We start from the raw sequence: 14,771 nt of genomic DNA, 5'->3' as shown, positions 1-14,771 counted from the left end.
GCAGTATTCAACATTCCATTACATAAATGGTCATGAGATATTTTTGATGAATAAAATTGCATTAGGTACATGGAATACACCACTAGAAAATTTACCTCGTTTAGCAGTTGCTTTAGGTTTGAATGCCGAAGATCTATGGATTAAACGTGATGATTTATCTAGCTTAGGTGGTGGCGGAAATAAAATCAGAAAACTTGAATATTCGTGTGCAAAAGCAGTTGAACAAGGTGCGACAACTTTGGTGACTGTGGGGGCTGCACAAAGTAATCATGCTCGCTTAACAGCTGCTGCAGGAGCAAAACTAGGATTAAATGTTGAATTGGTTTTAGCAGGGCAAGCTCCTGAGCATCCAACAGGCAATATTGTTTTAGATGGACTATTTGGTGCCAAATTACATTGGTTAGGTGATGCTGATGATGGACAATTAGAACAAGCTGCTCAACAACGGATTCAGGACTTACAACAGCAAGGCATTACAGCTTCTTTCATTCCTTTTGGTGGATCGAATGCATATGCTGCACAGGGGTATGTTGATTGTGCCAAAGAGTTAAAGCAACAAGCTGAACATATTGACCATGTAGTGGTTGCATTGGGCTCAGGTGGAACAATGGCGGGTTTAGTCCATGAGTTAGGCGCTGATTTGGTTTATGGTGTACATACTGGAGCAGTTACAGATCCTGAAAATCGAGTGCGTAATTTATTAGCAGATATGCAATCCTCAGATTATTCAGACACAATTCGTGTGCGACTGGATCAAGTTGGTGATGGATATAGTGCTTTAACTGAGCCTGTAAAAGAGGCATTACGTTTAATTGCACAATATGAAGGGATTGTTTTAGATCCAATCTATACAGGACGTGCATTTGCAGGTTTGGTTGCAGCCGTACGTGATGGGGCGATTCAAAAAGGGCAGAAAACCATTTTTCTACATACAGGTGGTTTGCCTGGATTCTTTGGACATCTAGACGTCGTTCAATATGCAACGTCACTATCTCGGGTTTAATAAAATATTTATTAAAAATATGGTGTAGTGTCATTATACGAAGTTGACATTACACCATGCGTTAAAATTTAGAGGCTTTGACTAAGACTTTTATTGATCAGCAGATAAAGATTGATCATTTCGAAGTTCTTAAACTAAAAGCCTTCTAATACAATCTTACCAATGCTTTTCCCTGATTCAATCAATCGATGGGCTTCAGTAATATTTTCCACATTAATTTTACCGAGATTTTGCCCTAAAGTTGTTTTTACTCGTTTGTCATCGAGTAATTTTGACACTTTATTTAAAATATCGCCTTGTCGAGCGGTGTCTCTGGTTTGAAAAGTTGAACGTGTAAACATTGATTCCCAATGAATTGAAATCGACTTCACTTTAAATGGATTAATCACAAAATTTTCAGGATCATCAATCAAGCCAAAGTGTCCTTGTGGTGCAATCACATTGGCGATGGCTTGTGTATAAGCTCCTGTACCATTGATAGAGAATACATAGTGCGGTGAGCCAATATCTAAAGCTTTGATTTGTGATTCAATTGATTGCTGATGATCAATGACAAAATCTGCACCAATTTCTTTGAGCCAAGTTTTAGATTCAGGACGAGAGGCAGTCGCGATCACGGTAAATTCAGTTAAGGCTTTTAATAGTTGAACTGTAATTGAACCCACGCCACCAGCAGCACCGATCACTAAAATGACTGGTTTATCTGCTTTGGTTTCTTGAACTTTTAAGCGATCAAAGAGCATTTCATAGGCGGTTAAAGAGGTGAGTGGTAGCGCAGCTGCTTCAGCATCGCTTAATGATTTAGGTTTAAATCCAACAATACGTTCATCGACCAATTGATACTCTGCATAAGAACCTTGTCGTTGGTTTGATCCTGCATAGAAAACCTCATCACCGACTTTAAAGTCTTCAACTTGATCTCCAATGGCGATGACAGTTCCAACTGCATCATGTCCTAAAATTTTCCAAGTGTCATTTTCAGGCGCAGTGCGTTGCCGCATTTTAACATCAACAGGATTTACTGAAATGGCTTTGACTTGGATGAGTAAGTCATGACCACTGGCAATAGGTTGGTTGATTTCAATTTCAGAAAACACATTTGATTCTGAGCGTCATGCGACACATAAGTTGTCATTGGATCGAATAGAAAATCATATGCTTAAGCATCATCAGTGAAACTTAATGACAACTTTTACGACACAAAAGCTGTCTTTATTAGGATTTCGCGACACATAAGCTGTCATTACGTAAAAAACAGGTTTTGATTCGGACCTTACTTACACAATAATGAAATGTTCTTTATACCTTGCATCAAAATACAAATACATAAGGTATTATTAGAAAATTAGATAAAAATTATCGTTCTTGGGGGGAGAAATGAGTCAAAAATTAATTCAGTTTGGTTTTGATATTCATGTTGAGATGTCATTAGATGAAATCATACAGGCATTGAGATTCTGCCCAATTACATACGAGGTAGAACGATTAGATTCTCAGTATTTCTTTTTTAAAGTTGAAGATTCGTATCAAAAAAATTTAATTCTTAATTTCTTAAATGATTTTAAATTACGTAAAGAGTTAAATAAGCAAGTTAGTCCTCAACAGAAGTCTTTTGTTGATGCAATTATTTTAGCAAGTATAAGTAAATAAAATGATTTTTAAAAATGTGGAATTAATGCCATTTAACTTTAAACGAATGACAGATGATAATTATCTCATAACAAGTGTTACGGGTGATTTTGAGTTTATTTCTCAAGATAATTTAAAAAAAATTATTGCTAAAGATGAATCATTAGATATGGATATCTATCTCAAATTGAAATCCAAATTTTTTCTGATGAGTCAAAATGCTATTGGTTCAAAGCGAGCTTTAACTTCAAGGTTACATGCAAAAAAATCAACAATTCTAGAAGGAACTTCGCTCCATATTATTGTTGTGACGATTCAATGTATGCACTCATGTTCTTACTGCCAAGTCAGTCGCCAACAAGCAGGAGATGAGTTCACTATTTCTAGAAAAGATTTACTCTTGGCCTGCGATACTATCTTTGAAAGTACATCAGATACTTTAACAGTTGAGTTCCAAGGGGGAGATCCTCTAATCAAATATGATTTAGTACAACTTGCTATTGAATACATTACTGAAAAAAACAAAGAGCACAATAGATCTATTCGTTTTGTGGTAACTACAACATTGCACCAGTTAACCTCTGAAATGTGTTTATTTTTCAAAGAACATCAAGTGGTATTGTCTACAAGTATTGATGGTCTTGAAGACTTACATAATAAGAATAGACCGATTGCTAATCGAGATGCTTATGAAAGAACTATTGAAGGCTTAGAACTAGCACGTCAAGAATTAGGCCAAGACTCAGTTTCTGCATTAATGACGACTACACGTAAAAGCTTGAATTATCCTAGTGAGATTGTAGATGCATATGTTCAATTAGGATTTAAGGATATTTTTATTCGTGGTTTGAGTGATTATGGATTTGCTAAGAAGAACTCAAAGCGACTTGCCCCAACTCACGCTGAGTTCTTAGATTTTTATGAGAAAGCATTGGAACGTGTCATTCATTGGAATGATAGAGGATATGAACTAATAGAAGTTCATTCAGCAATTTTATTAAACAAAATCCTTTCTCCATTTGATCAAGGTTATATTGATCTCCAAAGTCCATCCGGCGCTGGATTAGGGTGTATTGTCTATAACTATGATGGATACGTATACCCTAGTGATGAATCTCGTATGCTAAAAGAAACAGGGGACACTTCTTTACGCTTAGGTAAAATTGGTGAACCTTTATCTCAATTGTTAAGCTCGGATCTACAAAGAAATATCATTACTTCGAGTTTGAATTTCAATGATCCGAGTTGTAGTCAATGTGCTTATCTACCTTATTGTGGGCCTGATCCTATCAGTGCTTATAACGAATTCAAAACGATGACTCCACCAACACATTTAACCAGTCATTGTAGGCGCTACATGGGTTTGTTCGATTTGATATTTAACAAGTACCAAAATTCTGACAAGTTTAGAAAGTTAGCAAATCAGTGGGCCTTTAGTAAGTAGATAGTATGAGAAAAATAAAACTAGACTCAGTCACAAAACATACCCCACAAATCTTTAGGGTACTTAATCTGGATAACTTAGATGTAGAGTGGTTGCCTAATCAATCTATTTTAGTGCCAGTTACTAATATCCAGGAAGTTGAAATCTTTGATCGATATATTCAGGCTGGGCTAGATAATCTTTATTCAATTTATAGCTCAGACTTGCTCGAAAGGGTTGGTGCAAATAATCTCTTTATTCCAGAACAACAAGCACTAGAATCAAATGACGTGGTTACTATTGATCCATATAAAAAGAACCTAAGCGTACTTTTGAGAGCAAGTGATACTCACCATACTTTGTTTTTAACTAACAGATGTAATAACTATTGCATCATGTGCTCTCAGCCACCTACTAAGCATGATGATTCATGGTTAGTACAACAAGCATTAGAAATTATTGATCATCTCAGCTATGAACCGATGAATATTGGTTTAACAGGTGGTGAGCCATTACTACTAGATACTCAGTTAAGGTTAATCATCGATACCATTCATAATAAATTTCCTACAACCAAGATTGATGTATTAACGAATGGTCGCTTGTTGAGTAATCCTAAGATAGCTAAATCAGTGTTATCTAATCTTGAAACAAAAGTGAATTGGCTTATCCCATTATATGGTCACGCAGATCTTTTACATGACTTTGTCGTGCAGCAACATTCGGCTTTTGAAGAAACACTAGAAGGTCTATATGTCCTCCAGCATTACGAACAACCGATACAGTTAAGAATTGTTTTAGTTAAGCCTGTATTGGAGAACTTAATTGATCTTTGTACCTATATACGAACCAATCTTCCATTTGTGAATGAGGTCGCTCTGATTGGATGTGAACCTATTGGTTTTGCACTTGCGAATAAGGAACTTAGCCAAGTTGATATTAAGGACTGGTGGGATCAACTAAATGCGGCAGTGGATTTATTGCTAAGTACTAAAACTCGGTTAATTTTAATGAATATTCCGCTATGCTGTTTGCCGCAAAGCTTATGGCAATATGCAGCAAAAAGTATTTCTGATTGGAAAAATACATATGATGATGTATGTAATAGTTGTGAAATTAAAGCTGATTGTTGTGGACTATTTAGTTGGTACAAATCAGGATGGATGCCATCTACGTTGTCGCCAATTAAACTTGTTGATATTATGAAAACTTAAATTGCATAATATATTTATTAATTAGTATCTTATTATTTTTTGGGGCGGTGGAAACTTGAGTAAATTTATAAAATCGTTAGCTCTTTTTGCTGTATCAGCTCCAATCGTTCATAATAAAGCGGAAGCAATGGCGAATGTGACTGTTGATTCTTATGATAACTTAGAGCCAGTATCAATTCGTCCTCTCAATTATGAGTACGAAAATGTGTTTGCTGCACATCGAAGTCACTCAAGTCATCGTAGCCACTCAAGTCATTCGAGTCATTATTCTGGTACTGGTTATTCGGGCTATTCAAGTTCTAAACTTCCAACCTATTCTGTACCGACTTATAGTGCACCAAGTACAAGTAGTTCATATGCCGGGACTACTTCAACTGCGAAAAAAAGTTCAAATATAACTGTAAAAACATATAGTAATGTACCTACACGGACTGATACAGCCTCTAATCCTTTCTATGGCAACTCTACTTCAGTTAATACTGGAGCAACAGAAGACCCGGTATTAGCTCGTGTGCTACAGGTGAAACGTGTACAAATGTCTTTACTACGACTCGGTTATTATTCCGGAAAAATTGATGGTGATTTGGGTAAAAACACAAGAAAAGCTATTGCAAATTATCAAGTTGATAAAGCATTAACAGTTAATGGTCGAATGACTACAGAATTATTAAATAGTCTAGGAATTCCAGCGGTCAATTTTGTTGAAGACTCTTATTAAGAATTTAGATTCAAAAAAATAAAAAATGTCAGAATTTCTTAAATTTCTATTCTTGAAGATAGAATGGCTAATAGGATTTAGTGGGCTAATTACTAAGTTTATCATTGGTTTTGGTATATGCCTTATACTTTGCTATTTTATTTATATTGATTATTTTCCAACAGATTTGTCGTTGGGGGATGGTCTTTTATTCTTTCTTATCACAGTTAAATTTTGTTTTGTGTATCTGTTATTTTTAGGGTCACACTATGCTCTCGGAAATACTTTAGTTGGTTTATTAAGTGTATTAAAAAATATATGTATCACCTTATTTTATTTTAGAGAAAAGTTAGCCAAAAAATTATTGAATCTTTTTTTTATCAAATTAGATTTGAAAGAAAGTGTTGATCGAATTGGAAAATTTTTTATCAAGTTTTTACTTTCTGTTTTTGGCTTGGCTTTTGTGTTTGCTTTTTATGGTGGAAAATTATTGAATTTGATTACAATGATTTTTTTAAGTTTATTACTAAAATTTTGTATTGATAAAATCATAAATCAATTAAAAACAGAAAAATTAAATAATGAAAATTTAACTGAGAATGAGAAGGACTATAAAAATAAAAAATTATTATTAATGTTGGTTTATATTTTAATCGTTCCTAGTGTCGTATATCTTTTTTATGCAGGAAAAGATACAAATATTTTTATTAAGAATACACTAGGTTCTGTACGAGAAGATGATAAAAATAGCCTTATTTATATCAAATTAGTATTCAAAGATTTTTTTCCTGAAGCCAGAATTGGAGAGAAGAAAGGTGAATACATAGAAATTAAAGATGCTGAAGTCTTGTTAAGAGGTGTTGGGAAAAATGCTTTAGTCCAATATACATCTAAAGCTAAAGATCAAAATGGGAATATGGTTCCTATCAAGGTGAAAGTAGAAATTCCAAATGATTCACTTTTAATTATACGAAGAACGCATAATCAAAAGTGATAATCTATTTTATATGTACTAGCTCAGACCTAATACATCAGAACGTTTAAAAAGCCTAATTTTTTTATCAGTTTTACCCATGTAATAGGTTTTGATAAGTCCTTGCTTTTGCAAGTTTGTGATATGTGAATGACGCATACCTAGTAATGCACTAGCTTCAGTACCTGTCATATAGACTTCCTTCAATTTAAGTACTTCACTGAGTTCTTCTCGCGGAATGAGCTTCCAATAGACTAAATCTTCAATGCTTAAGAAGCCTGTATTGCACCAATATTTTTTCATCCAGTTCATGGGACAATTTAATTGCTTTGCTGCATCTACATAGGAAATATAATTTTCGCTATTGAGTTTGTTTTTCAGACTTAATAGAGAGCTAGCTTCTATTTGAACTGATAATGGATTGTTCTTATCTTTGATCAGAATTCCTTTTTGAACAAGTACAGCAACCTTATTGGGGCTGATTTCTAAGAGTGCGGCAGCATTTTTTAAAGAGTAATAATCCTTACTATGCGATATTTTATTTAAGGTGTTTTTTTGCCTTCCAGAACGAGTCGGATAACCTTTAATCATATTTAAGTCATCTGGCTTTATATCTTGGACATCAGTCTTTAAAAAAATATTTATTGCAGTTGAATCTATATGTGGACCATTAGTAGGAGTAATACCTAAAGCCGCTAATTTTTCCACTAGATTAGTTGGAGATGCTTTTAGCTGTGTTGCTAGTGGACTAACGAGTATGTAATTTTCTTTGAATTCATTCACCTTTTCTTTTGAATATTTTTTGAAAGTCTGTGGTATTTCATTTGTATTCTCTAATTTGAACCATCCAGCTTTTGCTAGTTTTCTAGCAAGGTCATAATTGATACCTAACAACTTAGCAACATCCTTTAATTGCATACTATCATTGTCTGCGGGTGCTTCGATGCTAGTGAGAAGTGTAGATTTAGGTTGAGAATATGTATCAATTAAGAAGTGTTCTATGTCTCTGCTAGCAATATCTCCTTTGTAGAGTTCTTTCTGTTCAAGCTTCAAAAAGTCATTTTCTATCAATTTCTCAAGCTCAAATCGAGAAATATTTAAGATCAGTTGTATTTCATAATTTCTAAGATTTTTGGAAATACTATTTTCACTAATTCTATATTCTGAAGAATTCTTTTCGGTGATTTTAATATGCTTGTTGAAAAGTTTTTTATGTTTTAGAAATGGTAGCAATAGAATACGTGGATGAGAATTCTCACTTCTACTGTTAATATTTTCACTTAATTTTATGGCAGAAGTCTCTAGATCAGAAAAATATTCATACACTTTAAAAAAAATATTTTCATTTGTATTGGAATTATCATCTTTTAAGAAAGAATTGAATGCTTTCCAGCATGATGCAAAATCTAAAAAAACTTCATTTGAACTATGCGTAAGTATGTCAAGAAACCAATAGATACTTTCCATTGATTTTACTTTTTGTACGGGTCCTTTATCTAATTTAAAACCGCAGCGAGAACAGTTTAGAACCCCTGTTTTGGGGAGAAGAAAATTCTTACATTCAGGACAAGAATCAATTAACAAACAAGAATGTATTGGACATGCATGTATAGGCTTTAATGTCCATATTTTTCTAAGATATGCTTTTTCAGAAAGACAAGTAGGACAGTAGCGTAAACCTTCTAATTCTAATAATTCATGGGGGACTTCAATTGTTCCAATCATTATAGGAGATCTATTGGTTGGCCTTGACCTTTCAAAAGCTAGAAATTTATAAGAACTATCAAGATTTAATGCTTCTAACACTTGAGTGAAGCGTTTCATATCAGAAATATGATAATTCAAAGACTGACGAATGATAGATTTATACTTTTCTTTGCCTATTAAATTAAAAATTGAACTATGTGCATTGAGTTCTGCTGTTCTTAACAAGAAACTCATTGGTGACTCATCTTTATGAGGTATTGCTTGTATTAAAAGAGAATTTTGCATAATTTTGACTATTAAATTAATGAAATGATTTGTGAAATATTCATTTCAAATGGATTTTTATTTTGTTTGCTAATGTAGAGCGTGATGCCTAATTTCCATGCATAACTGAAATCAAGGGGAGTTATTACTTGCCTATTATCATGTAAAGCATGTGTAATACTTTCCCTAATCAGGCTCATTACATATGAGTGATAGCCTTTCGTAGCTAATTGAATTTGCATGCCTACGAGTTGGCTATCTAGTGCTGGTGAGGTAATCCCCCCTAAAAATAATAGGATCTAAATTATAGAGATTCTAGCTGCGATCATCAGGTTATTAATTAACCCGAATCTCGGATAAGCAATTGACTTGAAAAAGAGAAGGACTAGAGCTATCAGTTGAGTTACCACACAAAACTCACAACTCTAGTCCTTATGATTGATAGTACCCAATTATTCTGCGTAATTAATGATTTCTTTCTAAAATTTGAATCAATCTATTGGAATTTCCTAAAGCAGAACTTTCGATGCTCAAGAGTTCGTCCTGCTCAGCTCAGTATTTCTGAAATTACCTTTATGCAATTTGGTATAAGTGCTCTCATTTCAATAATTTCAAAGGATTCTTTACAGCATTAAAATATAACAATAGCCATCTATTTAAGCATCTGCCATGTTATCAACGCATGATTCATCTGATGAATACACATCAACTAGCTTTACATGCCCTACATTTTGCTTTGACGAAAGATCAGCACAGCAATTATTTATGGATTGATTCAACTGAATTACCTGTCTGTAAAAATCAGCGGATACAACGTCATAAGTCTTTATTAGCTATTGCAACACGTGGAAAAAGCTCCATAGGTTAGTTCTTTGGCTGTAAGCTACATTTACTAATGAATCAATCAGGTGGAATAGTCAATACTATTTTATCCAATGGACATACAGCAGATATCAAAATGGTGGAGCAGCTAGTCCAAGGAATGATAGCCAAACTCTATGCAGATCGTGGCTATATTAGTCATGAACTTAAGAGCAGGCTTAACAATCAAGGCATTGAATTGATGACCTATCATCGTAAAAACATGTAAACCATTAAATTATCAAAAGCTGATAACTACCATTTAAAACAACGCAATAAAATAGAAATATTATTTAGCTTGCTAAAAGTGACATACAACTTAGTCACGAGCAAAGCACGAAGTATTACTTGTTATTTGGCAGGCATTTATGCTTCTTTATGTGCTTATCAACTTTGTCATTAAAACAAGCCGATGGTTCGTATTATGGAAACATCGGTTTAAACAGGATTCAGGTTAATTAGAAAAAATTATTTATTCTAATCTAAAGTGGCTCATTGTGAACAAAAATGACTGGTATGGTACGAACAGGAATGACTGGTAGGCTATGAATAGGAATAGATGGTAGGTTTGTGCAAGAATATGCAGCCAATGCATCCAATCCAGCTAAACACTCTAGCTGGCGTAATTTTCTTTTAGATAGATGCGTGACTAATGTACTCCCACAATCATATTTGTTAGCTTTATAAAGAATACGTTGGACTTCCCACGATAGATTTCTAAGCTCATCACGTAACAGCGATTCAATACTAATGGAGTTATTCATGACTTGCCAAAAAGTATGTTTGAGAAGCATAGAGCTGCCTTGTACATGAGATTCTGCTTGGCCTATAAGTATAGGACTTGGTGTATGTTTACCTAAGCGATAACCTCGCCATTTATTATTATGATAAGCATCACCATGCTTATTTTTATTAAAAGCATCTGGCTCAATTACTTTTTCAATTTGATAATCTGAATTTTTAGATAAATTGACCCTGATATACCAATACCATAATGAAACTCGAACGATATCCAACTCACTTCTTTTTTCCATTTTTGTATTTTTCATTTTTTAGTCAATCTCAAAAAAAATCCTAGTTATAGTTATTTATAATTTAAAAACAATAAATTAGAAATTTGTATAGAGTAAAAGATTGAGCTGTTTTTACTTTCTACACAACTTTTTTTAAAAGATATATGCTCCTGTTGTGACAGGACAATACAAGACAACCTATGCAAAACCATTTAATGCTTGATGCAACAACAATAGAAAAAGAGCTATTTGACCGTTACGGCCCACTAATAGCTGATGATGCTTTAAGAATTGCTTTAGGTTACAAAACCACAGATGCTTTTCGTCAAGCATTAACACGTAAAACTGTTCCTATTCCTATTTTCACTTTCCCAAATCGTCGTGGAAAATATGCGTTAGTAAAAGATGTTGCTACATGGCTAGCAAACCAAAGAAACTCATCTTTAGATCCGAACCATAACCACTAAATTTTCATTTTTCAAAAAATTATTATGGAGTCATCATGAAAAACTAAACCAAAAATCAATAAAAAACGGACCCTAAAAAGGATCCGTTTGTGACTTTATATAGAAGCATATAAAGACCTGAGAATCATAGTATCTTCTCTATATCGTCACCAGTCAAGTAAGTGCTATTCAATAGTAATAGTACAGATTAACTCATTCTCAAATATCTATTGAGAATAGGATTACTTCTGGATAAACAGATATGTCTTATAAAACAGTTTTTTCAAAAACTGATATTCAAATAAATATCCTTGAACAAATCAGGATTGCATTTGAATCAACAGCAAATGTAGCAGCTACACTTCATGGACAACGTAAAATCTATCAAGGTGCTTTTGGCCGTCGAACGTCCCTATTCCCTAGTCAAAAGTGTTGCGGTGCAATACCACTAGAAAGCCGTCTTGAACTGGCTCATGCGATCAGTTTAGAACAAAATCCAAACGTCATTAATTATCGATCACAAGCATTAAAAATTTTACTTATCAATAAACAGTATTGTTTTCCAGATTTCTTGGTTCAAACCAAAGAAGGTGCTTATGAAGTCCATGAAGTCAAACCATCCATAGCATCATTGTCAACTGATGACTTAAACCGCTTTGCAATACTTTCTGATCTACTCCACTCAATTGATATTACTTTTAAGCTAATAGATCACACAGACTTACCAAGTGAATCAGAAATTTCGCAGCTACTTTACTGGTATCAAAGAGGACATAGATTCAATTGGAACACCCTCGAAATCAATTACGCCTTACGTCACTTAAATTTCGAAGAATTTTATACCTCACAGCAAGTCTACAAAACACTTGAATCAATAGGTCTTAAACAAGAACTAGCTGATTATTTATTTTTTCATAAAAAAATTAAGCTCCGCTCAGAAAACATGAATAGTCGAAAGGTCTATTAATATGGAAAACTCTCTTTTTATACCTCAATCTGGTTTTCGTTTTTATTTTAAAGCACATCCCGACTATATTTTTGAAATCGGATCTATAACCTATAATGCTATTCGATATGCCGCTATAGCTGGTGGAAAGTCATTTTCAATAACACCCACCGAATTCGAAAGTCGCTATAAATTAGGTGAAATTTTATGTGTATTTGCACCTGAGAAACTCATAATCAACTCCAAATATAGCTCAGAACTTCATCGCAAAGAACGCTATGTTATTAATGCATTACAACTATTGGAGCACCCTACAAGTATTAATCTGCTTTCCAAATTAATCCCCCAGATAGCTTCCGACATTAATGACCTTAACCCACCTTCGTGCCGTACTGTGGCAAGATGGATCAATAAATATCAAAGTTCTTCTCAGAATAAACTGTGCTTGCAAAATAAACATTCAGGTAATCGCAGTTTACGATTCCCTCCTGAAATTTACCAAATTCTAAATCAAGCAATCAATGAAATCTATTTAAAGCCTGAATACAGAAGTGGTAAAGACGTACTTGCCTATATGCTTGGCCGATTCATGGAACAAGGCATCCCATTAGAACAGTTACCAACACTTCGTAGTATCCAGCGACATATCAAAAAATTAGATCCTTATATTGAATTTAAAATGAAAAAAGGGTCCCGTATAGCGAAGAAAAAATTTCAAGCTGCTGGCAAAAGTATCATTAGTCCATTCGCTCTTTATATGGTCGAAATTGATACACACTATTTAGATCTAATCGTGATTGATCCGAAGACGAAACTTGCCTTAGGTCGACCATTTCTCGCATGTGCAATTGATATCTACTCTAGAGCCATTGTTGGAACTTATATCAATATGTACCCCCCTAGTGCTGCAACTACATTAGAAGTCATCAAAGATATGATTACTCGGCCAAACCAAAAGTTACCAGGAGGAATCCCAAGTATCGTCATTCCAGATAATGGAGTGGAGTTTAAAAACAATGCTCTCGAACGAGTATGTGAACAGCTGAAAATTACTTTGACTCCTTCCCAAGTAGGTACACCTAATAACAAACCTCATATTGAACGTTTTTTTAGTACGCTCACACATGGGATTATACAAAAACTACCGGGTACAACTTTTTCTAATCCAACGAATAGAGGTGAATATAATTCAAGTAAAATTGCACAATTAACTTTAGAACAATTAAAACAATATATAGATACGTGGATTCATGAGGTTTATCACCGATCTATCCATCACACGACAGGGCGTTCACCTATCATTATGTGGCAAGATGCCATTGAAGATATACGACCGAGTTTTCTTACAGATATAGATGCAAAAATCTTATGCCGTAGGCCTATTGAAAGAAGCATTAATCACGGTCAAGTACGTGTAGATGGTATTAGTTATTTTTCACATGCTCTAACTACACTACAAGCTAAAGGCATAAAAAAAGTTACCGTGCTTATAGATGATTTAAATTTAAATGAAGTTTTTATCATTGATCCCGACAAAAAAGATGTAATCATTCAAGCAGATTCAACCAATCAAGACTATACATTTGGATTAACACGAGTAACCCATCTTGAAGTTCAAAAACTAAAGAAAATCCAATCTCAATCTGATAAACAAAAAATTGGTTCGATGTCCGATTTATATTATCTGTATAAACTTATGCATGAGATTCAAACTAATCTTGTGAGACGAAAGCCAAGATTGAAACCACTTACTCTTGAGCTTCCCAAGCAGCTACAGAGGATCGAAGAACAACTATTCTCAAAAGACAAAGATATTGCTGAACAAGCTGTTTCCTCAATAAATGTACCTACACCAATCAATCAATTTGGTTCATTGGAGGTATTTAAACATGGAAAAATTTGAGAATCGTTTTGAACAAATTCGATCTATTAATAATATTGTTATTACTTCTAATGAATTCATGACTGCTTTCACAGGTATACAAGATTGTGTAAAAAGAAGTATTTCATTTAGTGAGCCTGTTGGAAGTATGCTTCTTGCTGAAGGAGGTCTTGGAAAAACTACGCTTTGTAAAACGATCTTAAGTCTAATGCCTCGTACAGAAAAAATTGAGAAGGATCATAAGAAAAACATCATCCCTGTATGCTATGTGGAAGTACCATCGCCTGCCACAGTTAAATCATTAGCAATAACGATGCTCAAAGAGCTTGGTGATCCTACTTATGAAAATGGATATGGCACTACTGAATACTTAACTAGCAGACTTATTTATTTACTCGCGCAATGTGAAACCAAGCTTATATTCTTAGATGAATTCCATCATTTATTTGAGCGTAAACCAACATCTACAAGAATGAATCGGACTACAGGAAATTGGCTTAAAACGCTAGTAAACCGAACAGGGATTAGTTTTTGTTTAGTTGGTTTACCTGAGTTTGTCCCACTACTTCAGGTTGATAGCCAGATTGCACGTAGATTCCCTTTCATCTACCACCTAAATCCATTAACTATTGATCCTTCAAATGGCGGGAGCATGTTTGCATTTCTCGCGGAAGTTTCAAGAACACTCAATAAGCAAAATATCACATTCTCAC

General features: G+C 34.1%; 13 protein-coding genes and 1 pseudogene. 11 read left to right on the top strand and 3 right to left on the bottom strand.

The genetic code is table 11. From position 1 onward, the window contains the following. Positions 1-46 precede the first annotated feature (46 nt). Positions 47-1,003: a D-cysteine desulfhydrase family protein gene (locus tag EXE10_RS15690; RefSeq protein ID WP_130113997.1), complete on the top strand. Its 957-nt coding sequence runs from the start codon at positions 47-49 to the stop codon at positions 1,001-1,003. A 134-nt stretch (positions 1,004-1,137) separates the two neighbouring features. On the opposite strand, the gene EXE10_RS15685 is transcribed toward EXE10_RS15690, so the two are convergent. Continuing rightward, positions 1,138-2,100, bottom strand: coding sequence for a zinc-binding alcohol dehydrogenase family protein (locus tag EXE10_RS15685; protein ID WP_130113996.1), 963 nt, complete (start codon positions 2,098-2,100; stop codon positions 1,138-1,140). A 280-nt stretch (positions 2,101-2,380) separates the two neighbouring features. Between EXE10_RS15685 and EXE10_RS15680 the strand changes: the two genes are divergently transcribed. From EXE10_RS15680 to EXE10_RS15660, 5 genes are read left to right on the top strand one after another with little or no spacing between them, the layout of a single operon-like run. Beyond that, positions 2,381-2,653: a hypothetical protein gene (locus EXE10_RS15680; protein WP_130113995.1), complete on the top strand. Its 273-nt coding sequence runs from the start codon at positions 2,381-2,383 to the stop codon at positions 2,651-2,653. Between the two features lies 1 nt (position 2,654). After that, positions 2,655-4,076, top strand: coding sequence for a His-Xaa-Ser system radical SAM maturase HxsB (gene hxsB, locus EXE10_RS15675; protein ID WP_130113994.1), 1,422 nt, complete (start codon positions 2,655-2,657; stop codon positions 4,074-4,076). A 5-nt stretch (positions 4,077-4,081) separates the two neighbouring features. Further along, entirely contained in the window at positions 4,082-5,269 is a 1,188-nt protein-coding gene (gene hxsC, locus EXE10_RS15670) for a His-Xaa-Ser system radical SAM maturase HxsC (RefSeq protein ID WP_130113993.1), read from the top strand. Between the two features lie 55 nt (positions 5,270-5,324). Further along, entirely contained in the window at positions 5,325-5,987 is a 663-nt protein-coding gene (gene hxsA, locus EXE10_RS15665) for a His-Xaa-Ser repeat protein HxsA (protein WP_130113992.1), read from the top strand. 25 nt (positions 5,988-6,012) lie between these two features. After that, the gene (locus tag EXE10_RS15660) at positions 6,013-6,960 is read left to right on the top strand and encodes a hypothetical protein (protein ID WP_130113991.1); all 948 of its coding nucleotides are present in this window, start codon (positions 6,013-6,015) and stop codon (positions 6,958-6,960) included. 18 nt (positions 6,961-6,978) lie between these two features. Here the strand turns inward: EXE10_RS15660 and EXE10_RS15655 are convergent, their stop codons facing one another. Next, on the bottom strand, positions 6,979-8,931 hold the full coding sequence (locus EXE10_RS15655) for a TniQ family protein (RefSeq protein WP_130113990.1): 1,953 nt from the start codon (positions 8,929-8,931) through the stop codon (positions 6,979-6,981). A 413-nt stretch (positions 8,932-9,344) separates the two neighbouring features. Here EXE10_RS15655 and EXE10_RS15645 point away from each other — a divergent pair. Continuing rightward, positions 9,345-10,174: pseudogene (locus tag EXE10_RS15645) on the top strand (IS982 family transposase). 79 nt (positions 10,175-10,253) lie between these two features. Here the strand turns inward: EXE10_RS15645 and EXE10_RS15640 are convergent. Then, positions 10,254-10,820 (bottom strand): hypothetical protein, encoded by a 567-nt coding sequence (locus EXE10_RS15640; RefSeq protein ID WP_228256849.1) that lies wholly within the window; start codon positions 10,818-10,820, stop codon positions 10,254-10,256. A gap of 164 nt (positions 10,821-10,984) precedes the next feature. Here EXE10_RS15640 and EXE10_RS15635 point away from each other — a divergent pair, with 164 nt between their 5' ends. The 4 genes from EXE10_RS15635 to EXE10_RS15620 form a co-directional block, all read left to right on the top strand. Continuing rightward, the gene (locus EXE10_RS15635; protein ID WP_004999044.1) at positions 10,985-11,251 is read left to right on the top strand and encodes a hypothetical protein; all 267 of its coding nucleotides are present in this window, start codon (positions 10,985-10,987) and stop codon (positions 11,249-11,251) included. A 241-nt stretch (positions 11,252-11,492) separates the two neighbouring features. Next, complete coding sequence (locus EXE10_RS15630; protein WP_130113989.1) at positions 11,493-12,197, top strand: hypothetical protein; 705 nt, start codon at positions 11,493-11,495, stop codon at positions 12,195-12,197. 1 nt (position 12,198) lies between these two features. Beyond that, positions 12,199-14,079 carry a Mu transposase C-terminal domain-containing protein gene (locus tag EXE10_RS15625; RefSeq protein ID WP_130113988.1) on the top strand — a complete coding sequence of 627 codons (1,881 nt, stop codon included), beginning with the start codon at positions 12,199-12,201 and terminating at the stop codon, positions 14,077-14,079. Further along, positions 14,066-14,771: TniB family NTP-binding protein (locus tag EXE10_RS15620; protein WP_130113987.1), on the top strand; the 706-nt coding region annotated here is incomplete at its 3' end. The genes EXE10_RS15625 and EXE10_RS15620, both read left to right, overlap by 14 nt.

The sequence above is a fragment of the Acinetobacter sp. WCHAc060033 genome (assembly GCF_004209125.1).
In the GTDB taxonomy this organism is placed as follows: Bacteria; Pseudomonadota; Gammaproteobacteria; order Pseudomonadales; family Moraxellaceae; genus Acinetobacter; species Acinetobacter wuhouensis.
This window is presented reverse-complemented; position numbering and strand designations above follow the sequence as displayed.

Bases quoted from the DNA above. Each gene is read 5' to 3' on its own strand.
- EXE10_RS15690 (WP_130113997.1), top strand. From the start codon at position 47: ATGAATAAAATTGCATTAGGTACATGGAATACACCACTAGAAAATTTA.
- EXE10_RS15680 (WP_130113995.1), top strand. From the start codon at position 2,381: ATGAGTCAAAAATTAATTCAGTTTGGTTTTGATATTCATGTTGAGATG.
- hxsB (WP_130113994.1), top strand. From the start codon at position 2,655: ATGATTTTTAAAAATGTGGAATTAATGCCATTTAACTTTAAACGAATG.
- hxsC (WP_130113993.1), top strand. From the start codon at position 4,082: ATGAGAAAAATAAAACTAGACTCAGTCACAAAACATACCCCACAAATC.
- EXE10_RS15660 (WP_130113991.1), top strand. From the start codon at position 6,013: ATGTCAGAATTTCTTAAATTTCTATTCTTGAAGATAGAATGGCTAATA.
- EXE10_RS15655 (WP_130113990.1), bottom strand. From the start codon at position 8,931: ATGCAAAATTCTCTTTTAATACAAGCAATACCTCATAAAGATGAGTCA.
- EXE10_RS15640 (WP_228256849.1), bottom strand. From the start codon at position 10,820: ATGAAAAATACAAAAATGGAAAAAAGAAGTGAGTTGGATATCGTTCGA.
- EXE10_RS15635 (WP_004999044.1), top strand. From the start codon at position 10,985: ATGCAAAACCATTTAATGCTTGATGCAACAACAATAGAAAAAGAGCTA.
- EXE10_RS15630 (WP_130113989.1), top strand. From the start codon at position 11,493: ATGTCTTATAAAACAGTTTTTTCAAAAACTGATATTCAAATAAATATC.
- EXE10_RS15625 (WP_130113988.1), top strand. From the start codon at position 12,199: ATGGAAAACTCTCTTTTTATACCTCAATCTGGTTTTCGTTTTTATTTT.